Below are 24,499 nucleotides of genomic sequence, written 5' to 3'. Positions count from 1 at the left end.
GCGAATAGCAAACATCGTTCTTACTGCAATTGAATGACCACTCCCGCCAGCACGGCGAGCGCTACCTCACCTTGCTTACTGAGCAAGAAGGTGGCGTTTTGCCGTTGTTGGGGGCGTGAGCCAGGGATCGATTGCGGGTTGATCACTACCGGCAAATGGGTACGCACGTTAAGCATCGCTTCATCACCACTAAAGTGCGTGTAGCCTTGCTTGAGCAATTCTAAATATTCGTGGTGCGACAACGCTAACGCCTCGCCTGTGGCAGGCAATTCGTAGGCCTTACCGGCTTGGTAGACGTACTCATTGGTGTTATAGCGGTCAAACGCCGGGAATACCGATAAGTCGCCGACTTCGCGAATGTAGCCATTCTGGCGGGCATCGCTGCTGCGATTGATGCCGATATCGATACGGTATTCGTGGCCACTATCACGCACCAACACTTGCTCCAAAATCACATCTTTGAAACTGTTTGAGTTATTCATTGGGATGCTGTTGTAGGGCTCCAACGTTTGTTCGGCATAGTCACCACTAGCGATGCTGTCGATGGCTTCGATCAACATCGCCACATTCACTGCTCGTGCTTTTTGACGATTTGGATCTTTAGGGAAGGCTCCCGACTCAATGAGGATGGTACTAATGCCCATAGCCGCAAAATTGTCCCCAAATGCGCGCGGCGCAAAAGTATCGTTGTAACGCCCCATATGACCAGGAATCATGCGATCTCCGACGGTTTTCAGTTCACCGATCAGTTGCATTGCGCGACGACGTTGTGCGTTGATGTCTTTAGCGTGGTTAAACGCCGGCGCAAGTAAGGATATCGTCGCCGGTTTACCGGTGTTGCCGACTTCGTAGTACCGACTTTGGTCATGCAAGTTAAAACCAAAATCTGGCTGCAATAAGCGCCCTTGTTCCATCAATATACGGCCTTCCGGCGTCTGTTGCGCTCGTGCATCACGGTTCACGTCAATGCCCTGTACATTGTAGCGTTGTGCGAGCTCCGCACCGTCAGGGTTGACCATTGGCATCATGTGCAGAGTGATTTTATCGGCCCAATGCTTACGCCATGTTGCGTCGTTTTCAATCTTCTGCATCAAATCAAAGAGCGCCGGGGTTGCCGTCGACTCATCGCCATGCATCTGCGACCACATAAAGACCACGGTATCGCCGCTACCAACACTGAATCGATAAAGAGGTCTGCCCTCATAGGACTGCCCCACCTGTTCGCTCTGAATCACCTCGCTACGCTGGACACGGCGGATGAGCGGCTCGATATCACTTAAGCGAATTTGCTGCTTGTCGAGGCCAGGTAACAACTCAACGCCGTAGTAATGGTCTTCGTGCGCCTGCGCTGCTAGGCTCAGTGTGATGATGGCACTGCTCGCGATGCTTACCACAAGGCTTTGAAAGCTTTTTTTCATTTTTTATTGCACTCTAGGGTTCAATTACTAATAAATTATTACTAGGATTGAGCGTAACGGTTACGTCGAATCGACGTCAACTGACAGTCGTTGAACAGGCACAAAACTAAGACCAACAAAAGGTGACCTTGTCATGGATCGCAGATCGTTTATGAAAACGCTGGCCGCAGGTGCGGTCGCAACCTCTGTTTTATCGCCGAGTGCGCTTGCTAATGCGCCTTTATTTCAACAAGGCAGTGGCCTTGGTGCTGGGCGTCTACCCAAACGCCTAAAAAAAGGTGATACCGTGCGCATGGTTGCGCCCGCCAGTGCAGTATTAGATCGCCATCACGTGCTGATTGCCAAAGAATCATTTGAGGCCTTGGGCTTTAAAGTACAGCTTGGCGAACATGTGTTTGGTCGTCACGGGTATTTGTCGGGCACCGATCAACAGCGTGCTGACGACGTTAACACCGCATTTGCCGATGACAGTGTCGACGCGGTGATCGCAGTACGCGGCGGCTGGGGCTGTAATCGCATTCTGCCCCTGCTTGACTACGACATGATTCGCGCTAACAACAAGGTTTTGCTTGGTTACAGTGACATCACGTCGCTCATGAATGCGCTTTATGTGAAAACTGGCATGGTATCGTTTCACGGCCCCAATGGTTTTTCGTATTGGGCCGACTTTCAGGCACAGCAGTTCCGCGACGTGATTATGGATGGCAAGTCCACCACCATGCGTAATTACAAAGAGAAAGAAGAAACCTTAACCATGATGAGCAACCGCACCACCACAGTGAATAGCGGCAAAGCTCAGGGTACTCTGGTAGGCGGTAACCTTACCGTACTTACCAGCTTATGTGGCACGCCTTACTTCCCCGATTTAAAGGGCAAGATCTTGATGCTCGAAGATGTTGGCGAGAATATCTATCGCATTGATCGCTTCTTGTCACAGTTGCAATTGGCTGGCCATTTAGACGGCGTCGCCGGTATTGTCTTCGGCCACTGTACCGAGTGCGACCCAGGCGGCGGCTTTGGTAGCTTTACCTTGCATGAGGTGTTTGAACACTACTTCAAGCCATTAGGTGTGCCCACCTACACTGGCGCCCAGTTTGGCCACATTCGCGACAACCATATTTTACCGGTTGGCCATGTAGTCGAACTCGACGCCGATGCGGCAACGCTGAAACTTCTCGGTTCAGCGGTCGCTTAGGCTACTTGCAAATCCGTGCCGAGCAGCGCAGCTAAGGCCGCTGTCGGCACGCTCCCCTCACGCGTTACCAGTGGCTGCTCGCCGCGTAGATCGAGAATCGTTGACTTCGCATTAGCGCTGCACGCGCCGCTATCTAACACACCGTCAATCTTGCCATCCAACAGCTTATGAGCGTCCTCAGCAGTATAGTAGTCATCACCAATAGCTGGGGCAATGATGCCTAAGTTAAAGTTGCTTAAGAGCTCGCGTAACTGCTCCTGCGCTGGTACGCGCAGCGCGATACTATGCCCGCCACCGGTCACGAGCGGTGATACATGAGGATGGCGGTGCAACAACAAGGTTAACGCCCCTGGCCAGTGCTCCTCGACCAGCTTTTCTGCCACTGCCGGAATATCAACCGCCCAGTCCTTAAGCTGTCGCGGATGGCCAAGATGCACAATAGACGGCTCGCCCATCGGGCGTTCGAGGACTGCATAGGCGCTCTTGACCGCTTCCACGTTGCTAGCATCAGCAGCGACGCCGTAAGCGATATCCGTTGGTAATGCCACGATGCCGCCAAGCTCAAGAATGCGACCGATATGACGCAATTCCTTCGGGTTTTCTGCATTAAATCGCAAGGTCATGTTGCGTCTCCTGTAGTTTTGAAATTGCCTGCCAACCTTCGGCATTACGCTGTTGCAGTTCGCCTGTCGTAGGTTCCCACTGCCATAAATACAGCCATTGATTCTCAATGAGTTCCCGCACTACCGGCTGCTCACCGATCACCTTGTCAATCGCAGCCGTAGACGCTGCGATCACGACCGTCAGGCGCAACGGTTGGTGGTACCAGTCTTTACCGTCGTGTAGGGATTGCTGCGCTAAACCTATACGCAAGTCACCGCCATTGCCCTCAAATACGCCAACGCCGTCGGCCACCACGTTATGCAGTAACTTGTTGCCACTACCGAAGGTTTGTGGCGCGGTCATCGAGCCGTAATACTGCATATTGATCCAATGGGCGACCACCATCGGAGCGGTCATCAGTTGAGTCAACACAGCCTGCTCTGGGTCACGGTCAGCGTGATAGGTGTGTAAAAACGCGCGGGCGTCAAAGTTACCCTTGGCGGTCGCTTCTCCTGGCGCAAAGATAATTGCGGCATTGCGCGCTAAGCCCCACTCTGGGCGCACTTCTGCCCAGTTTGCCGCACGTTGCTGCAGCGCCTTCGCAGCTTTTGGGCGATCAGCCAACCTGTTTCGCTGTTCGTGTTGCGCAACACTGCTAGCCTCAGCGAGCCATTGCTTGAGTTGGTCATGATTGACGTGAGTGTCACCGTCAGTAGTGAGTAAGCGTAATTGCTGCTGCGTGGTGTCGTGCAGTGCTGGGATAAACTGCGTTTGTTGCGGGATCTCGATGCGATGCTCTGCAGCCAAGATTTGCCGCACCTCAGGGTCATTAAATAATTGCACCAACACGCGCGCATTCACTTCACCAGATTGCCCGCCACACGCGCCACAATCGAGACTAGCGGCATGAGGATTATTGGTCACACAGGCTGTATGGCCAACAATAAGCACCTGTGGCGCAAACTTTTCAGTCAACCCCATGCCAGTCAACGCATTGGCGGCAAGCCCCGCCAGCTCGGCAAGAGAGGCTTGCTGTTGCCCTTGTTTTGTTATCAGCCAGTCGGTGTTGCGGATGACCTCGCTGCCAATACGAGCTTGGGGTTTGGGCCATACGCTGCGCTCAAGCAATTTCCAGATTTTCGCCAGCCCACTCATTTCGACCCAACCATAAGCGCCGGCGGGGCTTTCAAGCGAACGGTGCCAACTGCCTGCACGCCAACTGTGGGTGCGTTGCGCAATCGCGGCCTTATCTTGCGCTTGCGCAACTCGGAATTGCGGCGCTAACAGGCCCGGTAGCTGCGGCTTTGCGAGGGTTTCGCTAACTTGATATTCGACAGGCAAACCAAAGAAGCCAGCAAAACCAAAGGTTTCGATACCTTCATGCTGCGCCTCTAACGCTCGGCGCATGGGCTCTGAGCGCACGTCAATGCAAAATACCGCCTGCAATGAGGGCTGCCCTACAACTTCGGGGTTTCTCTCAGGGGGCTGCAAGCAGGACAGTTGCTGGGCTAATTCTTGTTGGTAACTGAGCTCCAACGCGCGCTGCCACACCCACAGCAACGTTTGTGCTTGCGCAGTTTGCTGGCGACGCTGTGGCAGCGCTTGATACGCGGCAACAAACCGCTGCTGCTGTTCGCTGTCGCTCAAGCGCCAACACACCAACTCCCACGCCACACGAATGGCTAACAACTGGTCTAACTCGTCATAGACATTTTCGCTGTTTTCTAGCTCTCGCGCCCAGCGCCGCTGCGCAAACACGCTCGCCCAACCATAAATATCGTGCAGTGCGACTTGCAACCACGCTTCTAAATGATCGCGTTCAGATAAGGGAAGTCCTTGCTTTACTTGTTGCCAAAGCTCGGCGCTACTACGCGGTAACTTCGCCAGCTCGGCTTCGACGCGGCGCTCGCCAACCAGTAATTCGATGCCGCGGTCGTGACGAACAATATCCAGCCAAGCTAAATACAAGGCATCAGCACTGTCGGCACCATTGAATTGCTCTGGGTAATTGACCCACAAGGCACAGAATTGACTCAACTGGTGCACAATCTCGGTACGCCAAGGCAAGGTTCGCGTACGTTCTTGTCCGCTGTTCATCACCTGCGCTACGCTTGGCAGCGCAGAGCTGTCGTCGGCAAGACGACGTAGATCTTGCACTAAGCCTTGCACTGAGCGATCAACGCCTTGCTCTTGTGCTGCTTGCTGCAAATGCTCAGGCTGAATTTCCTGTAACCAACGCTGTTGGTAGTAAGCTGCGGGCATTAATAAACGCACGTTTTTGCGCGTCTGCTCGCGCTCGGCCACCTCACGAATCGGTGCACCGCGCTCTTGCCACCACGGATTAACCGCAATGCTGCGCGGCAGCGGCCACACTGGCGCCACACGCTTGCAAACGGCCTTGCCCAGTTGTTGTAAATCGATAGCACTCATGCCTGATCTCCTTCTTTTGCCACAGTGCTTGGGCTTGATGACGGTAAACGTAACGGCCACACCCGCAAGCTAAAGCGCGTAGCCCATTCATCTAGGTACAAACCGGCGTTTAAAGCGATAAACAAGCGATGTCCGAGGGCGCGACGCGGGCGATACAATAACCACAAGTACACCGCTGCAATGCCGAGCAAAACCGCACACACCCATAGGTCAATACCGAGCAGGTACTGTCCTGATTGTGGCGTTGGCAAGAGCCATTTAAACAGCCAAGCACCGGCCACGTATAAACCCAACCAAAACGCAGCGATAGCAGCTGTTCGCAGACTATGACGGCGGCCAAAGTAATCAACTTCACTCGCTAGCCATAATGCCAGCGCCATGCCCACGGCGAGCCAGGGGGCAAAGTACAACTGCGTGGTAACCAGCCAAGCCGCCAACACCACCAACGCAAAGGCCAAGACGGTACCGCGCAGCAAGGCGCTTACCCGCGGCAAGGTTAACTGGGCAAACTGTTGCCGCTCGCCCTGCTCGACCACGCTACCGGCTGACAGGAACGAATACGCCTTGTAGCAGGAGTGCGCCAGCAGATGCAGCGCTGCCAACGCATAAAAACCAAGGCTAATTTCCACTAACATGAGCGCCATCTGCGCTACGGTCGACCATGCTAAACGCACTTTCACACTAATCCGCGTCATGGTTACCGACGCTGCCACGAGCATGCTTAACCCGGCAACAATCGCGAGTAACCAGCGCGCCCCTTCTGCGGGCGTTAACATCGGCGCAAATTGCAGCAATAGATAACCGCCCAAATTGATTATCCCAGCATGCAACAGCGCTGATACTGGTGTCGGCGCTTCCACCACCTGCAACAACCAGCCATGTACAGGCAACTGCGCGCATTTCATCGCGGCCACGGTGACTAACAACAATGCCAACCAGTTGCTCACGTTATGTTCGGTAATTTGCGACAATTCGCTAATCGCTTGGATGTCATAGACGACGTAAAGACTCAGCAAGGTCGCGCCAAGAAGGGTTTCAGCGATACGGGCAAAGATAAACTTCTTGTGCGCGGCGAGCAGCGCACGTGGCCGCTCGGGATAGAACACCAGTAGACGGTGCAGGGTCAAACTAACGGCGACCCAACCCAACCAGAACAGTAAAAAATGGTCGGCAATAGCGGTTAGCAGAATGGCCGCAATGGTACTTACCAGGCGCCGCCAGAACTTACCGCTATCTTGCTCATCGCGGAATTGTACGGCCGCATAGCGCGTTACCACAAAACCAATAAAGCAAATCATGGCAGCAAAACCGGCACTCAACGGCGTGAGTGCGATCCCCCACCCTTGCAGCGGCGCTATAAGATCCGTCGCCACGGCAATACAGCTCGCCAAAAACAATAGCATTAGCGTAACCAGCATGATTTGCGTTCCACGCCACGGCATAAAACCTCCACCCCAAGACAAAATTCACATGCGGCTATTCTGCAAGCACTGGAAGCATTATAAAAATACATATATTATTAAATTACGTTCACTTTTATAGAATGAATGACTATGAACCGACTCAATTACCATCATCTGTACTATTTCTGGCGCGTGGCCAAGCAAGGCAATTTAACGGCGACCGCGGAAAAGCTGGCGATTTCGCAGTCGGCATTGTCAGCACAAATTAACCAGCTGGAACACAACATAGGTCAGCCGTTGTTCGCCCGCGAAGGTCGTACCTTGGTGTTAACAGAGTTGGGACATACGGTATTGAACTACGCCGAGGATATTTTCCAGCGCGGCGAAGAGCTGCAACAATTACTGAAGCGCGGTGTAATTACCCTGCCATCGTTACGGATAGGCATGCTCTCGAGTATGTCGCGTAACTTTATCGAGAGTTTTATGGAACCCTTGCTCAAGGACAAAACCGACGCCAGCTTTCGGTTGCTCGCGCGCCCTCAACCTGAGTTATTAGATTTACTGGCCCAGCACCAAATCGACGTAGTACTCACCAATCGTGAGGTATCGTTAAGTGATGACATTGCTTGGCAATCGCAATTACTGTCGCGACAAGCCGTAAGTGTCATCGCTCCAGCGTCGCGCTGCGACCTACCTGAGTACATCGATCCAGCTTACAAACACCAGCGCTGGGTAGTACCCGGCAGTGCTTCCCCCTTGCGGGCGGCATTCGAAAGTTTTTGTACTCAGCACCAACTTGAACCGGAGATTGTTGCGGAAGTGGATGATATGGCCATGTTGCGGTTATTAGCGCGTGACAGCGGTGCTTTGGCAGCCATGCCCGCCGTTGTTGTGCGTGATGAGTTACAAAGTGGTGTGTTGAGCAAGCGCTTTGACGTACCTAACGCCTTTGAGAACTTTTATGCAGTCACACTCAAACGTAAGTTCCAGCATCCGTTGTTGTCAGAACTGTTACAATCGCCCATGATCGATGCCATTCAACAAGCGACCGCGGAGCAACAAAGCGATGCCCACTAAGTCCATGCAGAGCGAACATAGCTACACCCGGCTTGACCCACGCTTGAGTGCAAGCTGCGAACCTACACCCGTCATGCAACCACAGTGGTTGGCGGTAAATACAGAATTAGCGGAGTATCTTGGTATCCCCGAGGACTTGTTCGGTAATGCACATGGCCTGCGTATTTTCGCTGGCAACGAAGTGCCGGACTGGGCGCAACCCGCAGCGTTGGGCTATGCCGGACATCAGTTTGCCAACTATGTACCGCAACTCGGCGATGGTCGTGCAGTGTTACTAGCTGAAGTCATTGCCGCCGACGACAAACGCTTTGATCTGCAACTAAAAGGCTCTGGTCGCACACCCTTCTCGCGTGGTGGCGATGGCCGTTCGCCGCTTGGCCCCGTGTTACGTGAATACGTCGTAAGCGAAGCCATGCACCGCCTTGGCGTTCCAACCACGCGTGCCTTAGCAGCAGTAGCTACAGGTGAACTGGTACAACGGGAACAAGCAGAGCCTGGCGCAATACTCACCCGCGTGGCCAGCAGTCATCTGCGCGTCGGTACCGCCCAGTATGTGCTCGCCTTTAAAGATCGTGAGTTACTGCAAAGCTTCGCTGACTACGTTATCCAGCGCCATTATCCCGCTTGCGCCGCTGCCGAGCAGCCGTACCTAAGGTTGTTGCAAGCGGTGATCGACCGCCAAGCCCAACTTATCGCGAAATGGATGAGTTTAGGTTTTATCCACGGTGTGATGAACACCGACAACATGTCCTTGTCAGGCGAAACTATCGACTACGGCCCCTGTGCCTTCATGGAAGCCTATGACCCAGCAACGGTATTCAGTTCCATCGATCGACGTGGGCGTTACATGTATCAAAATCAACCGCCCATCGCCATGTGGAATCTCGCACGTTTCGCCGAAACACTATTACCGCTGTTGCACGCTGAGGGCGAAGCTAGTGAACCTGCTATTAAAGCAGCAACCGAAGCGGTAGAAGGCTTTGAGGCGCGCTATCAGCACTATTACTGGCAAGAAATGACGCGCAAACTAGGTCTCACAGCGGAAAGCCCGGGCGCCCAACTCTTAGTGCAGGATTTTCTTGATTTACTTGCGCAGTACAAGATCGACTTCACCCTTGCGTTTCGCTACCTAAGTGATGAAGAACCGACACGCTTGGCGCAGCTCTTCGCTAACGAAGCACATTGGCGGCCATGGTACGAGCGCTGGCAAGCTGCGTGGCCACATGGGTTCAAGCCTAAGCAACTACAACAAGTCAACCCAGCCTATATCCCGCGCAATCACCGTATTCAAGAATTGATTGATGAGGCCATTAAGGAAGGTTCTTTAGCTAAGTTTAATCGCCTCAATCAAGTGCTGCGCGAACCCTTCATTGAACGTGAAGAAAACCAAGATTTGATGGCTCCAGCAACGGCGAGTGAACAGGTCACCCGCACCTTTTGCGGCACCTAGCGGTGGCTAGAGCGTGCCAGGGTTAAGCTGCCAAATGCTAAAGTTTAGAAACGCGGCAAACGTCACCCATGCTAAATAAGGCAGTAACAAGATAGCTGCTGCTTTATTGAGCCGCCAATACAACACAATGGTGGCCACGATCGCGCCCCACAATAGAATGATTTCAACAAAGCTGATCGCACCCAAGTACCAAGCAAAAAACAACCAGCTCCACAGCATATTCAGCGCCAACTGTATAAAGTTCACTTGTAACGCGCGTTTAGCTTGATCTTTAAAACCAAACTCGCGCCAAATTAACCATGCAGAAATCGCCATCATGGTATACAAAGCCGTCCAAACCGGCCCAAATAACCATGCCGATGGCGCCCAACTTGGCAGCATTAATTCACGATAAAACACGGGGGCATTAGCTGAGCCCCAACCACCTATTGCCGCCACCACAAATGACAGCGCTAACCACGCCAACAATCCACCAATTTGTTTCATAACAGGCATAAGTTGTTCCTTGTTATCATTATTGCTCTGCGAATCTTCTTTTTAGTCTAGCTAATCGCCCTTAAATTACGAGTTTTCAGTCAATTAAGTTCAGGTTGTCAATTACCCAAAAGCGTCTAAGCTTATTTCCGTAAAAACAACAAGAGAATACCCCATGACTGCCCTTACTAGCCCTATTACTCAACGCGAACGCATTCAAATGCTTGATGTGATTCGTGGTTTTGCCCTGCTCGGCATCCTGTTGATGAATATCGAGTACTTTCAACGGCCGATGACCGCTATGTTATTCGGCTTGGACCAATCGCTTGAGGGAATCGATAAAGGCGTCGGCTGGACGGTATTTACCTTTGTGCAAGGTAAGTTCTACACCATGTTTTCGCTGTTGTTCGGTATTGGCTTTGTGATTTTCTGTGACCGCGCCAAGGAAAAACAGCACCCGCGCCCTCGCCTCTTATTTCTGCGACGCGCATCCGTTCTGGCGCTATTCGGTTGGCTGCATATCTACTTTTTCTGGGGTGGTGATATCTTACTCACCTATGCCATTTGTGCACTTTTCTTGGTGCTTTTTATCAACAAACCAGCACAGAGCTTATGGAAGTGGGGGATCGGTATTTATTTGCTCCCTATTATCGTGGTTTGGCTTGCAGCCGTCGGCCTTCACTTTGCCTTACAAGATCCTGCGACAGCAAATGAAGTTCTCACCGATATGCGGCAAAGCCAAGCTGCGATCAAAGACTTCGTTGTACAAGCGAACACGATCTACGCCGAAGGAAGCTGGCAACAAATTATCGACATCCGCAGCGAGGAATTAAGTAAAATGTACGGCACAGGAGGTATGTTCTTCTTTTTGCCGACCTTGCTGGGTATATTCTTGATCGGCGCAAGCTTTGCCCGCAGTGGCGTGTTCACTTCATTCGATAAACACCCCACAGCTTACAAACACCTACTCCGTTGGGGCCTACTGCTGGGCTTACCAGCAGCGTTGTACACGGGGTTCTATAACACCAACCCGAACATGCTATTACCTAACCTTGACTCGGCATTTGGTTTTACCATTGCGGCAGTCGCCAGTCTTGGCTTGTGTTTCGCTTACATGAGTATTATCGCCCTCGCTTTACGCGGTGCGCAACGCGCCAAACGTGAACATTGGCTGCGCCATCTCGCCCCCGCTGGCCGCATGGCACTCACGAACTACTTGATGCATTCGATTGTCTTTACCACCTTGTTTTATGGCTACGGTTTCGCGATGTATGGTGAAATCAGTCGCAGCATGGCGACAGCCTTAGCAATTGGCTTATGGCTGCTGCAATTGCCTATGAGCAAGTGGTGGCTCAACCGCTTCCGCTTCGGCCCGTGTGAGTGGCTCTGGCGCACGCTCACCTATGGCCAGCGCCAACCTTTTAGACGTTAACCCATCGTGCCTAATTCACGGGTGCGGTGTAAATTTACACCACACCTAAATGATTGAGGGGTTTAAAAATGACGCGTCAAAGTATCACTCTTACTGAGCAAAACGACCTTTGGTTACGTAAACACGTTGAATTGACTGGCGAATATGCCAGTAAAAGCGAATTGATTAATGACCTCATCCGACGTGCGCGTCGAGTTGAGATGGTAAATGAAAAGTTAGCGACAGCCGAACTTAGTGGTTTTACTTCGCAATCAGAAGACGACATTTTGCGTGAATTTAAGCGCGATCTCGCGAAAAAAACTAGTTAGATACGATGGCTCTTTATCAACTCGCTAATGCCGCAAAAGAAGATTTACGCCGTATTTATGAATACAGCGTCATCCATTATGGCGAGCAAGCAGCCGAACGATGGCTTTAATTTAGGCTTTCAATTGGCTTGAGGTAATACCAGCGGCCACCTTCGCGCACGAACTCAGACAACTCTTCGTGCTCGCCTACTTCGCCATCAAACTGAAAGTAGGCGCAAAAGTGGACGCTGCCCTCGTCACCGCTTTGTTCGGCATTGTAGATATCCAGTTGCAGCCACTTGGGGCTATCACTGAAATCTAACTCGCTCGGACGCGTGCTGGGGTGCCACGTATCAAGTAGGTAGTCGAACATGCCAAGTGCGAACGCACTGTACCGCGAACGCATAAGCTGCTCCACATTTTTCGGCACAGCGGCATTCTCACCCGCGAAAAGCGGGTGAAAACGACCACAACACTTGCGGTACAAGCCATTGCCACAGGGGCATTTTTTTGGTGCTTTAAAGGCCATTAGAAGCAACCACCTGGCACCCTTACCCAACCTTCCATTAAGACCCGCGCGCTGCGGCTCATAATTGCTTTGGTGACGGTCCATTCGCCATTAACTTGCTGGGCTTCAGAACCGACTTGCAAGGTGCCCGACGGATGGCCAAAACGAATCGAGGTACGATCGCCGCCACCGGCAGCTAAGTTCACCAAGGTGCCAGGGACAGCAGCAGCTGCAGCAATCGCCACCGCAGCTGTACCCATCATGGCATGGTGAAGCTTACTCATGGACATAGCGCGCACTAATACATCAATGTCCGTTGCATGAATCTGCTTTCCGCTCGATGCTAAATAGTCCTGAGGCGGCGCCACAAAAGCTATTTTCGGCGTATGCTGGCGATTCGCAGCCTCAGCCACATCGTCAATCAAGCCCATTTTCACTGCACCATGGGCACGCAAGCTTTCGAACATTTGCAGTGCTTGCGGATCTTCGTTGATCGCACCCTGTAACTCTGTACCTTTGTAACCAATGGCATCGGCCTTCACGAAAATGGTCGGAATACCTGCGTTGATAAAGGTCGCTTCGAGTTCACCCAAACCCGGCACCGTAAAGCTATCAACCACATTACCAGTAGGGAACATAGCGCCCTCACCGGCAGCAGGGTCCATAAACTCAACCTGCACCTCGGCAGCTGGGAAAGTCACACCGTCCAGCTCAAAGTCACCGGTTTCTTGCACTTCGCCATTGGTCATTGGCACACGGGCAACAATAGTTTTCTCAATGTTGGCTTGCCAAATACGCACAGTACAAATACCGTTTTCGGGTACTTGAGCCGGATCAATCAAACCATTACTGATGGCGAACGAGCCTACGGCAGCGGTTAAATTCCCGCAGTTACCGCTCCAATCGATAAATGGTTTATCTATCGAGACCTGACCGAACAAGTAATCAACGTCATGATCTGGGCGCTCTGAACGCGACAAAATCACCGTTTTACTAGTGCTTGACGTTGCGCCGCCCATCCCGTCGGTGTGCTTACCGTAAGGATCAGGGCTACCGATCACGCGCAACAACAGCTGGTCGCGTGCAGCACCAGGCTGTTGCGCCTCGGCAGGTAAATCATCGAGACGAAAAAACACCCCTTTCGAAGTCCCGCCACGCATATAGGTGGCGGGAATTTTGATTTGCGGGGCAAAAGCCTTTACAGAACTCATAGGTTTAGCTCGCTTCTGCTTCAAGAAAGTCCTGTGCGAAACGTTGCAGGACACCGCCGGCCGAGTAAATCGACACTTCTTCAAAGGTATCGAGACGACACTTCACTGGTACTTCTAGGCTTTCGCCGTTGGCGCGGTGAATGATCAAAGTCATGGTCGCACCTGGGGCGATGTCACCCTTCACATCGTAGGTTTCGGTACCGTCAAGGTTAAGTGTTTTGCGCGTAGTGCCAGCGGCAAACTCCAGCGGCAATACCCCCATACCAATCAGGTTGGTGCGGTGAATACGCTCAAAGCCTTCAGCGACAATGCACTCAACGCCAGCAAGGCGTACACCTTTCGCGGCCCAGTCACGTGATGAGCCTTGACCGTAGTCAGCACCGGCAACAATAATCAACGGCTGCTTACGTTCCATGTAGGTTTCAATAGCTTCCCACATGCGCATCACTTTGCCTTCGGGCTCGACGCGCGCCAGTGAACCTTGAATCACTTCACCGTTCTCGTCCCGCACCATTTCGTTAAACAGTTTTGGGTTGGCAAAGGTAGCCCTCTGCGCGGTCAAGTGATCACCGCGGTGAGTCGCATAAGAGTTGAAGTCTTCTTCTGGTACGCCCATCTTAGTTAAGTACTCACCCGCAGCACTGTCGGCCAAGATCGCATTGGACGGCGACAAATGGTCGGTGGTGATGTTGTCACCCAGCACCGCTAATGGACGCAAGCCCTTGAGCTTGTTCTCAGAGGCCATCTGACCTTCCCAATACGGTGGACGGCGGATATAAGTACTCATTGGCCGCCAGTCATACAACGGATTGTTCTGTTCGCCGTAATCCACTGACAAGCTGAACATCGGGTCGTAAACCTTGCGAAACTGCTCTGGTTTCACCGCAGCCTTCACAATCGCATCGATCTCTTCGTCGCTTGGCCAGATGTCTTTCAAGGTAATTGGATTTCCTTGCTCATCAAAGCCAAGTGGGTCTTTCTCGATATCAAAGCGAATCGTACCGGCAATTGCATAGGCCACAACCAAAGGCGGTGACGCTAAGAACGCTTGCTTGGCATATGGGTGAATACGCCCGTCAAAGTTACGGTTGCCGGAAAGTACCGCTGTTGAATACAAATCGCGGTCAATAATTTCTTGCTGGATCTTCGGATCCAAAGCTCCGCTCATACCGTTACAGGTCGTACATGCGAACGCAACTACCCCAAAGCCAAGCTCTTCCAGTTCCGGCAATAGGTTGGCTTCTTCTAGGTACATTTTCACGGTTTTTGAACCCGGCGCCAGCGAGCTTTTCACCCACGGTTTGCGGGTTAAGCCCAGTTTATTGGCATTGCGAGCAATCAAACCCGCCGCAATCATGTTGCGTGGATTCGAAGTGTTCGTACAGCTCGTGATCGCCGCAATAATACAAGCACCGTCTGGCATCAAACCGTCTTCCGGTGCATCCATATGCTGCGCTACACCACGCTGCGCTAATTCGTTAGCGGGCAGCAACGCATGCGGGTTCGACGGTCCCGCTAAGTTACGCTCAACCTTGCTCAAGTCAAACGTCAGCACGCGCTCGTATTCCGCGGTTTTCAGGCTATCGCTCCACAAACCGGTTTCCTTGGCGAACTTCTCGACCAACTTCACCTGCTCGTCGTCACGGCCCGTCAGCTTCAAGTAATCGATGGTTTGGTCATCGATGTAGAACATCGCGGCCGTTGCACCATACTCTGGCGTCATATTCGAAATGGTTGCACGGTCACCCACGGTAAGCGCGTCAGCACCTTCACCGTAGAACTCCAAGTAAGCGCCGACCACACGTTCTTTACGCAAGAACTCAGTCAATGCCAACACTAAGTCGGTACCCGTGATACCTGGACGCAGTCTTCCTTTAAGCTCAACACCGACGATGTCGGGCAAGCGCATGTAAGAGGCACGACCTAGCATCACGCTTTCGGCTTCGAGACCACCTACGCCAACCGAGATAACGCCTAAGGCATCAACCATTGGGGTATGGCTATCAGTCCCTACGCAGGTATCGGCAAATGCCACGCCGTCACGCACTTGCACCACCGGCGACATTTTCTCCAGGTTAATTTGGTGCATGATGCCGTTCCCAGGAGGAATCACATCGACGTTTTTAAAGGCCGTTTTGGTCCAATTAATAAAGTGGAAACGGTCATCGTTGCGACGGTCTTCGATGGCGCGGTTCTTTTCAAACGCGTCCTTTTCAAAACCCGCATGTTCAACTGCCAATGAATGGTCAACGATCAACTGTGTTGGCACCACGGGATTTACTTTCGCTGGGTCACCGCCTTTTTCGGCGATCGCATCACGCAAGCCAGCCAAGTCAACTAACGCTGTCTGGCCAAGTATGTCATGACACACGACACGCGCTGGGAACCAAGGAAAGTCGATATCACGTTTGCGATATATCAGCTGACTGAGTGCGTCAGTGAGCTCAGCTGGCTCACAACGACGCACCAAATTCTCGGCAAAAATCCGCGAACTGTAGGGCAGTTTGTCGTAGGCACCTGGCTCGATGTCGTTGACCGCTTTACGCGTGTCATAGTACATCAGCGAGGTACCGGGCAGCTGCGCGCGGTAGCTCTCATTAAACATGCAACGGCTCCTTAGCGTTCGTTCAGTGTTGGTACTGGACGTGGCTCTGGACCAATATAGTCAGCACTCGGACGAATAATACGGTTATTGGCACGTTGCTCTTTCACGTGTGCAGTCCAACCGGTAACGCGTGACATCACGAAAATTGGCGTGAACAGCTTGGTTGGAATGCCCATGAAGTGATAGGCCGAAGCGTGGAAAAAGTCGGCATTTGGGAACAACTTCTTCTCGCGCCACATGACTTCTTCACAACGTACAGAGACGTCGTACAAACGGGTATCGCCATTTTCTTTGGCGAGTTTTTCTGACCACGCTTTGATGATGTCGTTACGCGGATCAAACTCACGGTAAACCGCGTGACCGAAGCCCATGATTTTCTCTTTGCGCTCAAGCATGCCCATCAGGGTTTGCTCAGCGTCATCTGCGTCTTTCATGTCTTCAATGAGTTCCATGGCCGCTTCGTTGGCACCACCATGCAATGGACCACGTAGAGAACCGATTGCGCCAGTCACACACGAGAAAATGTCCGACAACGTCGACGCACAAACACGCGCCGTGAACGTTGAAGCGTTAAACTCATGCTCTGCATAAAGAATCAGTGACGTATTCATCACGTCCGCGTGCAATTGAGTAGGCTTTTCGCCGTGTAATAACTCCAAGAAGTGCGCACCAATAGAGTCAGCATCAGTCACAGTTTCAATACGTTTACCGTTGTGACTGAAGTGGTACCAGTACAACAAGATGCTTGGGAAGGCCGCCAACAACCGCTCAATCTTATCGTCGGCTTGGCTAAAGTCGTCTTCTGGCTCAATGTTACCCAAGAAAGAACAACCGGTACGCATTACATCCATCGGGTGTGCATCGGCAGGAATACGCTCGAGCACGTCTTTCAACGCTTGTGGTAAACCACGTAACTTCGCCAAACGACCTTTGTAGGCTGCCAAGTCATCAGCTTTCGGTAACTCGCCATGCGCTAACAAATAAGCGACTTCTTCAAAGCTAACTTTTTCGGCCAACTCTTTGATGTCATAACCGTAGTAAGTTAAGCCCGAGCCGCTTTTCCCAACGGTACATAGTTTGGTTTCACCAGCTACTTGTCCGCGCAAACCTGCGCCACTTAATTTCTTATCAACCATAATTAACTCCTTAAAAATCGTTTTTCGTTTTTCGTACGTTCGCTACGCTCACTGTTCGTCTGCTCGCTGCGCTCGCTGTTCGATCTTCTCCGAACAGTGCGTAGCACGGACGAACAGCGCAGCGAACGAATAGCGAAGCGGACGAACCACGGTTTTATTTTTTAAATAACTGATCGAGTTTTTGCTCGAATGCGTGATAATTCAAGAAATCGTACAACTCCGCTCGCGTTTGCATGTCATCAACGACCGCTTTTTGGTCGCCATTAGCGAGAATGCTTTCATAAACATTCAATGCTGCTTTGTTCATGGCGCGGAACGCACTTAATGGATACAGCACCATTTCAACACCGACTTCGGCAAGCTCTTGTTTATTGAATAAAGGCGTGGCGCCAAATTCCGTAATGTTAGCAAGAACTGGAACATTCAGCGCATTGCTGAATGCTTGATACTGTTCAAGCGTGTGTACAGCTTCGGCAAAAATGGCATCAGCACCAGCGTCTACGCAGGCCTGAGCACGTTCAATTGCGGCTTCTAAGCCTTCTTGTTGTAATGCGTCGGTACGCGCCATAATTAAGAACTGGTCGTCAATACGCGCGTCAACCGCGGCTTTTACCCGATCTACCATTTCGGCTTGGGTAACAATTTCTTTGTTTGGCCGATGGCCACAGCGCTTTTGGGCAACTTGGTCTTCAATGTGGAAGCCTGCAGCGCCCGCACGCGTCATTTCTTTCACAGTGCGCGCAATATTAAAGGCACCGCCCCAACCCGTATCGGCATCGACCAACAAAGGTAAGTCACTCGCCCCAGTAATACGACGAATATCTTCACATACATCGTTTAACGACGTCATGCCAAGATCGGGCAAGCCGAATGAAGCATTGGCAACGCCAGCGCCTGATAAGTAAAGCGCTTTGTGCCCTACTTTTTCAGCCATCATTGCCGTATAGGCGTTAATGGTGCCGACAATTTGCAGTGGACTTTCATCTTTGATTGCTTGGCGCAGTTTAGCGCCTGCACTTGGTATCTGGCTCATGCGGGTTCCTTTTTGGCTGGTTGCAATTCGTTTAACTGTTTTTCAATATTGCGGCGCGAAGCCGCAATGTGCCGACGCATCAATAAATCGGCAAGTTCGCCATCGCGGTTAGCGATGGCGTTTAAAATAGCTTTGTGCTCATCGAAGGCACGCGATACACGTGGCCCATTCATGCCCATTTGCACGCGGTACATGCGCACTAAGTAATACAACTCATCACAAAGCATATTAATCAGGTAGGGATTTTTACTGCCTAAAATGACACGGTAATGAAAGTCGAGATCACCCGCTTCTTGATAGTAGCTCTCACCCTCGCGGACCCGCTGAGTAGTTAGGTGCTGATCGAGTAATCCGGCGAGCTCGTCAATTTCAGTCTCGGGCATTTGCTCAGCAGCTAAGCGACAGGCCAAACCTTCAAGTTCTTCACGAATTTGGTAGAGCGAAATGAGACCTTGGGGAGTTAGCGTTACCACGCGCGCGCCGGCATTCGGAATACGCTCAATCAGATGACACCTTTCGAGTCGTGCTAGCGCCTCGCGCAGTGGCGCACGACTAACGTCAAAACGGCGAGCAAGCTCAGGCTCACTAATTTTACTGCCTGCGGGAATCGTACCCTCGACGATGGCACGTTGTATTTCATACAGCACGCGGTCTGATGCAGTGATCGCTTGGCGTAGTAAACTAGGATGCTCAGTCATACAGATATGTCGACAGTTTCCAAATGAGAAGCGCATTTTAATGGGTTTATGAGCTAATTTCAATGACCAAGAGCAATGGATTGTCGACAAACCATAAAAAAGCCCCGCAAAGCGGGGCCTACAACTTACCTACTTAGGGAGAACAACAGGTTACCGCATTGACGGCGGCAAGATCACCGCATCAATGACATGAATGACGCCGTTGCTTGCCATGATGTCAGCTTTGACAACACTAGCGCCGCCAACTTGAACACCATCAGTTGCGTCAATGGCAACTTCTTCACCTTGCACGGTCGCGGTTGATAATTTTTTACCCGCGATGGCTGAACTAGGAACTTTGTCACCCAATACATGATAGGTGAGCACAGCAACCAGCTGGTCTTTATTTTCCGGCTTCAGCAAGCTATCCAAAGTACCCTCCGGTAGCGCTGCAAAAGCATCGTTGGTCGGTGCGAACACAGTGAAAGGACCGTCACCTTTCAAGGTATCAACTAAGCCCGCCGCTTTAACGGCTGTCACTAAAGTTGAGAACTGGCCATCGCTAGCAGCGATGTCGACGATGTCCTGTTTCTTGCCATGATTATGAGCAACCGCTGTGGTTGATACTGCTGCTACTAATAAAGCACCGGCAAGCCATTTAATTGATGAAGCTACGTTTAACATTATGGAACTCCTTGCTGTGAAAGAAACGAAAAGCGTTGTTTGCTATTCGTTGTTTGCTATTCGCTATTTGAAAATTCTTGGCGTCGTGGAGTTGTACGGAGATGGACTCGGAAAAGGATTAATTTTTATACGATATTTTTTTGTAAAGGTGGTGACACCCCACAAATACAAGTGATCAATCAATGGGATATGCTAGTATTACCTACTACATTAATTGCTAACGGAGGTTTTATGTTGAAGTCACTCCTAACAACTGCTGCGGCGGCGACGCTGCTGAGTACGTCGGCTTTTGCTGCGGACTGGACACTTGATAGCGAACGCTCGACCCTACATTTCGTTTCTGTCAAAAATGACACTATTGCCGAAATTCACCGCTTTACCAAACTGTCCGGCGAAATGAATGACGGTGAGTTGCAAGTGACAATACCGGTGGCAAGCATCGACACGGCGATACCGATTCGCAATGAGCGCATGTTAGAGCATTTATTCAATGCCGATGAATACGCCTCGGTCACAGCAACAGCGACAATTCCGACCGAGATCTATGACATTGAAACAGCCACCGGCACCTTACCTGTAGTTGTTCCAATGAAAGTATTTATTGCTGGTGAAGCTTTTGAAGTAGATGCAGCGTTACAGGTAACCAAATTAGATGCTGACCATGTTGTTGCGACGACATCTCAACCGGTGCTGATTAATGCCGGCGAGTTTAAGTTAGTTGCAGGCATTAACAAGCTGCAAGAAATTGCTGGCTTACAGGCCATTGACCACGTTATTCCAGTAACATTCACGGTGCAGTTCCACCGTGACAACTAAGCCCTCAGCGTCATCATCTTTGAGCGCGGCGACACCAGATGATGTTGCCGCGCTGTGCCATTTAGAAGTCAGTTATTACCCTCACGATGGCTACCCTGCCCCGCTTTTTTATCAAGCCATTCATCAGTGGCCCGATTTACTGCAAGTGATTAAGGTCAAATCAGCCCACCAAACGTCCCTTGCAGGCTATTGCCTAGGCGCACCGGGACAAAATCCCCAACAGCTGTGGTTAATGTCATTACTTGTGGATCAAAGCTACCGCGGCATGGGTTTAGGTAAACAACTTCTCCAGCACTGGTTAAACCGTGTCGAGCAACTCGGCTTTTCACAGTTATGGTTAAGTGTCTCTCCTGCCAATACAGCAGCAGTAAAGCTCTATGAACAGCAAGGCTTTGTCGTGCACACGACGGAAACAGATTATTTAGGTGCCGGTGAGGATCGCTACCTGATGCTACGTAATGTAAAGAGTAAGCATTGACCTCAGCTATGAATTAGCTCATATTGCAGTTAGGTTTATCATGCAGTTCTCAAAAAAATAACAAAAAAACATGATCTATCGTCGTAGTCTTGCGTTAACGCTAGTGAACGTCACATTATTTGTCACGATCAGCGCCACTTTTATGTTTGGCTTGTTAGGCCTTTTGCTCAACAGTTATGCCAACCCAGCGAGTGCTTTTGAGCGTGTGATCTCGAGTACCTCTGGCGTCGTTGCCATTGCGGTAGCGTTTTCGCTATTTGGCCTCGCTGCAAAAAAACGCAAGATTCAAGTTGCCTTTGCTATCGTCGTCATTCTTGCCGCATTGCATAGCTTGGTGGTGAACCTTTCACTGACCTCCATTTTCTATCTTGAATTTTTGCACGCCATCGATGCCTATTTCTATCCCCCCGTTGCGCTCACGTTCTTGTTACTTGGCGTCACCTTACTACTGAGCCCAAGACAAAAAATCCAGCGTCGCTGGATGCGGGCCTTCGCGGTCTTTTTGATTTTGTTAGCCAGCGCAGCAATCGGCCTGCACTTTTTTGAAGACGGCTTTGCTTTTCTCGGGCCACATCCGCCGGTTACCAGCCTAGCTGCGCTGAGTATGTTTTTAATTGGCGTGTCACTTCTACTGGCAAGCAATCACCGTATATTGTTATTTGATCTTAATCGCAATCCAGCAGCGTGGGTGACGTTTGTCTTCGTTATGACGATTTGCTCCATTTGGTTTTATCTCAGTTACGCGCAGATCAAAGAAATTCGCGCCGAAGCCATTGACACCGTGCAAAAAGTCGCCAAGGTGCGCCAGCAGACCATCCAAGTAAATCTACAGGTCCTCAACCGACTGCGTGAACGCTGGGCCGAATTGCAAGTTTCACCTACTTCCGATTTTGCCCGTTTTGATGCGTCGACCTATTTGCGTGATATTCCACATTATTTGGGCATACACATTATTGATCAGCGGGGCGTACCGCAATGGCAACAACATCGCAACGGTAATCGTGATTATCTTGAGCACGTCAACCATCCTGCCGTGCAAGCTTGGCTTGGCTCCGATCCTGACGCGACAACCATGTATATTCCTGAAGATGAATTTAAACTGAATAAAGAACCTTTAGGCTTACTTTTGGTGCCCGCCGGGCAGCAGGCTGAACAGCGTTATTACATGCTGGTGGTGTTCGACCTCATGAAGCTCATTAGCCCAGAAACACGTCTATTACCTGATTATCTTAAGATTTACGCCGCACTTAATGACGAACGGGTTTTAAGTTTTGACGACAACAAGCCTTTTAGTCGCATCGAGCTATCTATTGCGCAAGCGCAACTAACGATCCCAAATGGTGCCCCACTCGCACTTTCGGTGAGTTTGTATGCGTTCGACGATCTCGTCACCGCATCCAACCTACGCATGACACTTGCCCTACTGGGCTTCATGTTCTCCATCGCATTTTTGGCGCTAGCGCAGCAAAACCGTATTTTACGCAAACACAGTCATCGGTTACGGAAGACTCAATCTCGCTTGCACGAGCAGCAAGTGCAGATGCAGCTTAATGAGCAGCAGTACCGTTCGTTATTTGCCTACCACCCAGACGCGGTATTTTCGCTCGACACAGATGGCATTATGACGAGCGTTAACGATTCGGTACTACGTATTTTAGATGCCGAGATGAACTCTGTAGTAGGCAACCATTTTAGTGCCTTTGTCCATCCAGCGGAACGCAGTAAAGCTGAAGAAAACTTTCAACGTACCTTACAAGGTGAACCGCGCCAGTACCCGCTTACGGTTTTTAATAATCAAGCGCAAATGATCTACCTACAAATAACCAACTTGCCGATTAACATTAACGGTCACATCACCGGTGTATTTGGTATCGCTAAAGATGTATCTAAATCTCGAGCGAAAGACGAACAGCTCCATATTCTTGAACGCAGCATCAACGTGAGCACGAATGGCATTGTTATCTCCGACGCGAGTGAAGATAACAGCCCTATTATTTATACCAATGACGCCTTTCAAAAGATGTCAGGTTACAGCGCAAACGAAATCGTCGGTAAGTCATGTGACTTCTTAGTCGGACCAAAAACTGACCCAGAAATCATTAAGAAAGTGCGTTGCGCATTAAAAGAGCGCCGCGAATGTGCCGTTGAGGTTATGCATTATCGCAAAGACGGCACCGCATTTTGGGATGAACTACAGCTCGCCCCGGTTGCCGATACTGAGGGTAAAATTACTCATTTCATCGGCATTCATCAAGACATCACTGAACGCATGGCGCACAAACAACAATTGGCGTTCCAAGCTGAGCATGATGCACTTACCAAACTTTATAATCGGCATGCTTTTGAAGCACGGTTTGCCAAGGTGTTGCAAGCCGCTGAGACGACGAAAGACAATTGCCAATGGGCCGTATTATTTATTGATCTTGATGGCTTTAAGCCGATTAATGAAGCAATGGGACTGGCCGCTGGCGATGAGGTCCTCAAGCAAGTTGCTAAACGCTTAGAAAAAGCCATCAACACGCCTAACTTTGTCGCCCGTTTTGGTGGTGACGAATTCGTCGTCGCAATATCAGATGCCTCGTTACAGTCTATCGAAACCATGGGCGAAGAGCTGTTGGCAGAGCTCGCTGAACCCTATCAAATTAGGCAACAGAAGCTTTACCTCACCGCAAGCATCGGCGTGGCTTGTAAGAGTGCCGAAGGGCAATCAGCGGTCGACTTGATTCAGCACGCCGACACAGCAATGACGTTTGCGAAACGGCAAGGTCGTAATCACTTGCACTTCTATAAACGTTCTGAGGAGCATAGTCAGCGTGTTGATGTGCATTTACGGAACCGTTTCCAGCAAGCCATTGATAATGAAAAATTAGCCCTGTATTACCAACCCATCATTGACCTGCAAAGCGGCGCAATTGTCGGTGCCGAGGCTTTAATGCGCTGGCAGTTGGATGATGGTAGCTTCGTCCCTCCTGATAAATTTATTCCGATGGCCGAAGCAACGGGTCAAATTATTCCGGCCAGTGAATGGGCCATCGAACAAGCCTGTCAGGACCTGAAACTGTTACTGGAGAAGCGCGAACACATGAGCGTTTCGGTGAATTTATCAGCGCTACAATTTAGTCGTGCTAACTTTTTCGAGCAAATCATCGAATCCATCAAAGCTCATAAGCTAAAAAATGAAAACCTTGAGCTGGAATTAACTGAAAGTATCTTAATGGACGACAGTAACCACGCCATAAAACTTATTGAGCGTTTCCGTAACGCTGGTGTAGCAATGTCGATTGATGACTTTGGTACTGGCTTTTCTAGTTTGAGTTACCTGAAAAAACTTCCTGTGAATAAGCTCAAAATCGACCGTGCGTTTATTCAAGACATTGTCAGTAAGTCGAGCGACGAAGCGATCGTTCGCGGTATCTTAGCCATGGCGCGGCAATTGAATATGGATGTCGTCGCTGAGGGTATCGAAACCGTTGAGCAAGCGATTCGTTTAACAGAAATGGGCTGTGGTTATGGGCAAGGCTATTATTTTGCCAAGCCCAAACCACTGGCTGAATTACTCAAAGACTTAGATTAGCGACCTCA

At 50.8% G+C, this 24,499-nt stretch carries 20 protein-coding genes; 8 read left to right on the top strand and 12 right to left on the bottom strand.

Features of this window, described 5'->3' with window-relative positions:
• Positions 1 to 20: 20 nt before the first annotated feature.
• Positions 21 to 1,418, bottom strand: a complete 1,398-nt coding sequence (locus NV375_RS01685; protein ID WP_258806693.1) for a M14 family zinc carboxypeptidase — start codon at positions 1,416 to 1,418, stop codon at positions 21 to 23.
• 133 nt (positions 1,419 to 1,551) lie between these two features.
• Between NV375_RS01685 and NV375_RS01680 the strand changes: the two genes are divergently transcribed.
• Entirely contained in the window at positions 1,552 to 2,613 is a 1,062-nt protein-coding gene (locus NV375_RS01680; protein ID WP_258806692.1) for an LD-carboxypeptidase, read from the top strand.
• On the opposite strand, the gene NV375_RS01675 is transcribed toward NV375_RS01680, so the two are convergent.
• Genes NV375_RS01675 through NV375_RS01665 form a run of 3 tightly spaced genes read right to left on the bottom strand, consistent with a single transcriptional unit; the run spans position 2,610 to position 7,088 of the window.
• Positions 2,610 to 3,236: an L-threonylcarbamoyladenylate synthase gene (locus tag NV375_RS01675; RefSeq protein WP_258806691.1), complete on the bottom strand. Its 627-nt coding sequence runs from the start codon at positions 3,234 to 3,236 to the stop codon at positions 2,610 to 2,612. The genes NV375_RS01680 and NV375_RS01675 overlap by 4 nt on opposite strands.
• The gene (locus NV375_RS01670; protein WP_258806690.1) at positions 3,220 to 5,646 is read right to left on the bottom strand and encodes a DUF2309 domain-containing protein; all 2,427 of its coding nucleotides are present in this window, start codon (positions 5,644 to 5,646) and stop codon (positions 3,220 to 3,222) included. Before NV375_RS01670 ends, NV375_RS01675 begins: the two co-directional genes overlap by 17 nt.
• Positions 5,643 to 7,088: an NADH-quinone oxidoreductase subunit L gene (locus tag NV375_RS01665; RefSeq protein ID WP_258806689.1), complete on the bottom strand. Its 1,446-nt coding sequence runs from the start codon at positions 7,086 to 7,088 to the stop codon at positions 5,643 to 5,645. The genes NV375_RS01670 and NV375_RS01665 overlap by 4 nt, the downstream gene beginning before the upstream one ends.
• 111 nt (positions 7,089 to 7,199) lie before the next feature.
• Here NV375_RS01665 and NV375_RS01660 point away from each other — a divergent pair, with 111 nt between their 5' ends.
• A complete protein-coding gene (locus tag NV375_RS01660) occupies positions 7,200 to 8,126 on the top strand; it encodes a LysR family transcriptional regulator (RefSeq protein WP_258240469.1) in 927 nt (308 codons plus the stop codon).
• A complete protein-coding gene (locus NV375_RS01655) occupies positions 8,116 to 9,576 on the top strand; it encodes a YdiU family protein (protein WP_258806688.1) in 1,461 nt (486 codons plus the stop codon). Before NV375_RS01660 ends, NV375_RS01655 begins: the two co-directional genes overlap by 11 nt.
• A 6-nt stretch (positions 9,577 to 9,582) precedes the next feature.
• On the opposite strand, the gene NV375_RS01650 is transcribed toward NV375_RS01655, so the two are convergent.
• The gene (locus NV375_RS01650; RefSeq protein WP_258806687.1) at positions 9,583 to 10,071 is read right to left on the bottom strand and encodes a TspO/MBR family protein; all 489 of its coding nucleotides are present in this window, start codon (positions 10,069 to 10,071) and stop codon (positions 9,583 to 9,585) included.
• A gap of 154 nt (positions 10,072 to 10,225) precedes the next feature.
• Here NV375_RS01650 and NV375_RS01645 point away from each other — a divergent pair, with 154 nt between their 5' ends.
• Positions 10,226 to 11,482, top strand: coding sequence for a DUF418 domain-containing protein (locus tag NV375_RS01645; RefSeq protein WP_258806686.1), 1,257 nt, complete (start codon positions 10,226 to 10,228; stop codon positions 11,480 to 11,482).
• 68 nt (positions 11,483 to 11,550) lie between these two features.
• Entirely contained in the window at positions 11,551 to 11,790 is a 240-nt protein-coding gene (locus NV375_RS01640; protein WP_258806685.1) for a CopG family transcriptional regulator, read from the top strand.
• A 106-nt stretch (positions 11,791 to 11,896) separates the two neighbouring features.
• On the opposite strand, the gene NV375_RS01635 is transcribed toward NV375_RS01640, so the two are convergent.
• The 7 genes from NV375_RS01635 to NV375_RS01605 all read right to left on the bottom strand — a co-directional run bounded on the left by NV375_RS01635 (position 11,897) and on the right by NV375_RS01605 (position 19,623).
• Positions 11,897 to 12,298 (bottom strand): YchJ family protein, encoded by a 402-nt coding sequence (locus NV375_RS01635; protein ID WP_258806684.1) that lies wholly within the window; start codon positions 12,296 to 12,298, stop codon positions 11,897 to 11,899.
• On the bottom strand, positions 12,298 to 13,488 hold the full coding sequence (gene prpF, locus NV375_RS01630; RefSeq protein ID WP_258806683.1) for a 2-methylaconitate cis-trans isomerase PrpF: 1,191 nt from the start codon (positions 13,486 to 13,488) through the stop codon (positions 12,298 to 12,300). Before prpF ends, NV375_RS01635 begins: the two co-directional genes overlap by 1 nt.
• Positions 13,489 to 13,492: 4 nt before the next feature.
• Positions 13,493 to 16,093 carry a Fe/S-dependent 2-methylisocitrate dehydratase AcnD gene (acnD, locus tag NV375_RS01625; protein ID WP_258806682.1) on the bottom strand — a complete coding sequence of 867 codons (2,601 nt, stop codon included), beginning with the start codon at positions 16,091 to 16,093 and terminating at the stop codon, positions 13,493 to 13,495.
• 11 nt (positions 16,094 to 16,104) lie between these two features.
• Entirely contained in the window at positions 16,105 to 17,229 is a 1,125-nt protein-coding gene (gene prpC, locus NV375_RS01620; RefSeq protein WP_258240476.1) for a 2-methylcitrate synthase, read from the bottom strand.
• A 154-nt stretch (positions 17,230 to 17,383) separates the two neighbouring features.
• Entirely contained in the window at positions 17,384 to 18,262 is an 879-nt protein-coding gene (gene prpB, locus NV375_RS01615; protein WP_258240477.1) for a methylisocitrate lyase, read from the bottom strand.
• Positions 18,259 to 18,960 (bottom strand): GntR family transcriptional regulator, encoded by a 702-nt coding sequence (locus NV375_RS01610; RefSeq protein WP_258240478.1) that lies wholly within the window; start codon positions 18,958 to 18,960, stop codon positions 18,259 to 18,261. Before NV375_RS01610 ends, prpB begins: the two co-directional genes overlap by 4 nt.
• 150 nt (positions 18,961 to 19,110) lie before the next feature.
• Positions 19,111 to 19,623 (bottom strand): fasciclin domain-containing protein, encoded by a 513-nt coding sequence (locus tag NV375_RS01605; RefSeq protein ID WP_258806681.1) that lies wholly within the window; start codon positions 19,621 to 19,623, stop codon positions 19,111 to 19,113.
• Between the two features lie 231 nt (positions 19,624 to 19,854).
• Between NV375_RS01605 and NV375_RS01600 the strand changes: the two genes are divergently transcribed.
• The 3 genes from NV375_RS01600 to NV375_RS01590 all read left to right on the top strand — a co-directional run bounded on the left by NV375_RS01600 (position 19,855) and on the right by NV375_RS01590 (position 24,491).
• Entirely contained in the window at positions 19,855 to 20,439 is a 585-nt protein-coding gene (locus tag NV375_RS01600; RefSeq protein WP_258806680.1) for a YceI family protein, read from the top strand.
• Entirely contained in the window at positions 20,429 to 20,917 is a 489-nt protein-coding gene (locus tag NV375_RS01595) for an N-acetyltransferase (protein WP_258806679.1), read from the top strand. Before NV375_RS01600 ends, NV375_RS01595 begins: the two co-directional genes overlap by 11 nt.
• Positions 20,918 to 20,987: 70 nt before the next feature.
• Positions 20,988 to 24,491, top strand: coding sequence for an EAL domain-containing protein (locus NV375_RS01590; protein ID WP_258806678.1), 3,504 nt, complete (start codon positions 20,988 to 20,990; stop codon positions 24,489 to 24,491).
• The last annotated feature ends 8 nt before the right edge of the window (positions 24,492 to 24,499 follow it).

Origin of the sequence: Pseudidiomarina sp. CB1 (assembly GCF_024752025.1) — a bacterium.
Classification (GTDB): Bacteria; Pseudomonadota; Gammaproteobacteria; order Enterobacterales; family Alteromonadaceae; genus Pseudidiomarina.
This window is presented reverse-complemented; position numbering and strand designations above follow the sequence as displayed.

What these genes read in the sequence shown, in the direction of transcription:
- NV375_RS01685 (WP_258806693.1), bottom strand. Translation starts at nt 1,418, where the DNA reads ATGAAAAAAAGCTTTCAAAGCCTTGTGGTAAGCATCGCGAGCAGTGCC.
- NV375_RS01680 (WP_258806692.1), top strand. Translation starts at nt 1,552, where the DNA reads ATGGATCGCAGATCGTTTATGAAAACGCTGGCCGCAGGTGCGGTCGCA.
- NV375_RS01675 (WP_258806691.1), bottom strand. Translation starts at nt 3,236, where the DNA reads ATGACCTTGCGATTTAATGCAGAAAACCCGAAGGAATTGCGTCATATC.
- NV375_RS01670 (WP_258806690.1), bottom strand. Translation starts at nt 5,646, where the DNA reads ATGAGTGCTATCGATTTACAACAACTGGGCAAGGCCGTTTGCAAGCGT.
- NV375_RS01665 (WP_258806689.1), bottom strand. Translation starts at nt 7,088, where the DNA reads ATGCCGTGGCGTGGAACGCAAATCATGCTGGTTACGCTAATGCTATTG.
- NV375_RS01660 (WP_258240469.1), top strand. Translation starts at nt 7,200, where the DNA reads ATGAACCGACTCAATTACCATCATCTGTACTATTTCTGGCGCGTGGCC.
- NV375_RS01655 (WP_258806688.1), top strand. Translation starts at nt 8,116, where the DNA reads ATGCCCACTAAGTCCATGCAGAGCGAACATAGCTACACCCGGCTTGAC.
- NV375_RS01650 (WP_258806687.1), bottom strand. Translation starts at nt 10,071, where the DNA reads ATGCCTGTTATGAAACAAATTGGTGGATTGTTGGCGTGGTTAGCGCTG.
- NV375_RS01645 (WP_258806686.1), top strand. Translation starts at nt 10,226, where the DNA reads ATGACTGCCCTTACTAGCCCTATTACTCAACGCGAACGCATTCAAATG.
- NV375_RS01640 (WP_258806685.1), top strand. Translation starts at nt 11,551, where the DNA reads ATGACGCGTCAAAGTATCACTCTTACTGAGCAAAACGACCTTTGGTTA.
- NV375_RS01635 (WP_258806684.1), bottom strand. Translation starts at nt 12,298, where the DNA reads ATGGCCTTTAAAGCACCAAAAAAATGCCCCTGTGGCAATGGCTTGTAC.
- prpF (WP_258806683.1), bottom strand. Translation starts at nt 13,488, where the DNA reads ATGAGTTCTGTAAAGGCTTTTGCCCCGCAAATCAAAATTCCCGCCACC.
- acnD (WP_258806682.1), bottom strand. Translation starts at nt 16,093, where the DNA reads ATGTTTAATGAGAGCTACCGCGCGCAGCTGCCCGGTACCTCGCTGATG.
- prpC (WP_258240476.1), bottom strand. Translation starts at nt 17,229, where the DNA reads ATGGTTGATAAGAAATTAAGTGGCGCAGGTTTGCGCGGACAAGTAGCT.
- prpB (WP_258240477.1), bottom strand. Translation starts at nt 18,262, where the DNA reads ATGAGCCAGATACCAAGTGCAGGCGCTAAACTGCGCCAAGCAATCAAA.
- NV375_RS01610 (WP_258240478.1), bottom strand. Translation starts at nt 18,960, where the DNA reads ATGACTGAGCATCCTAGTTTACTACGCCAAGCGATCACTGCATCAGAC.
- NV375_RS01605 (WP_258806681.1), bottom strand. Translation starts at nt 19,623, where the DNA reads ATGTTAAACGTAGCTTCATCAATTAAATGGCTTGCCGGTGCTTTATTA.
- NV375_RS01600 (WP_258806680.1), top strand. Translation starts at nt 19,855, where the DNA reads ATGTTGAAGTCACTCCTAACAACTGCTGCGGCGGCGACGCTGCTGAGT.
- NV375_RS01590 (WP_258806678.1), top strand. Translation starts at nt 20,988, where the DNA reads ATGATCTATCGTCGTAGTCTTGCGTTAACGCTAGTGAACGTCACATTA.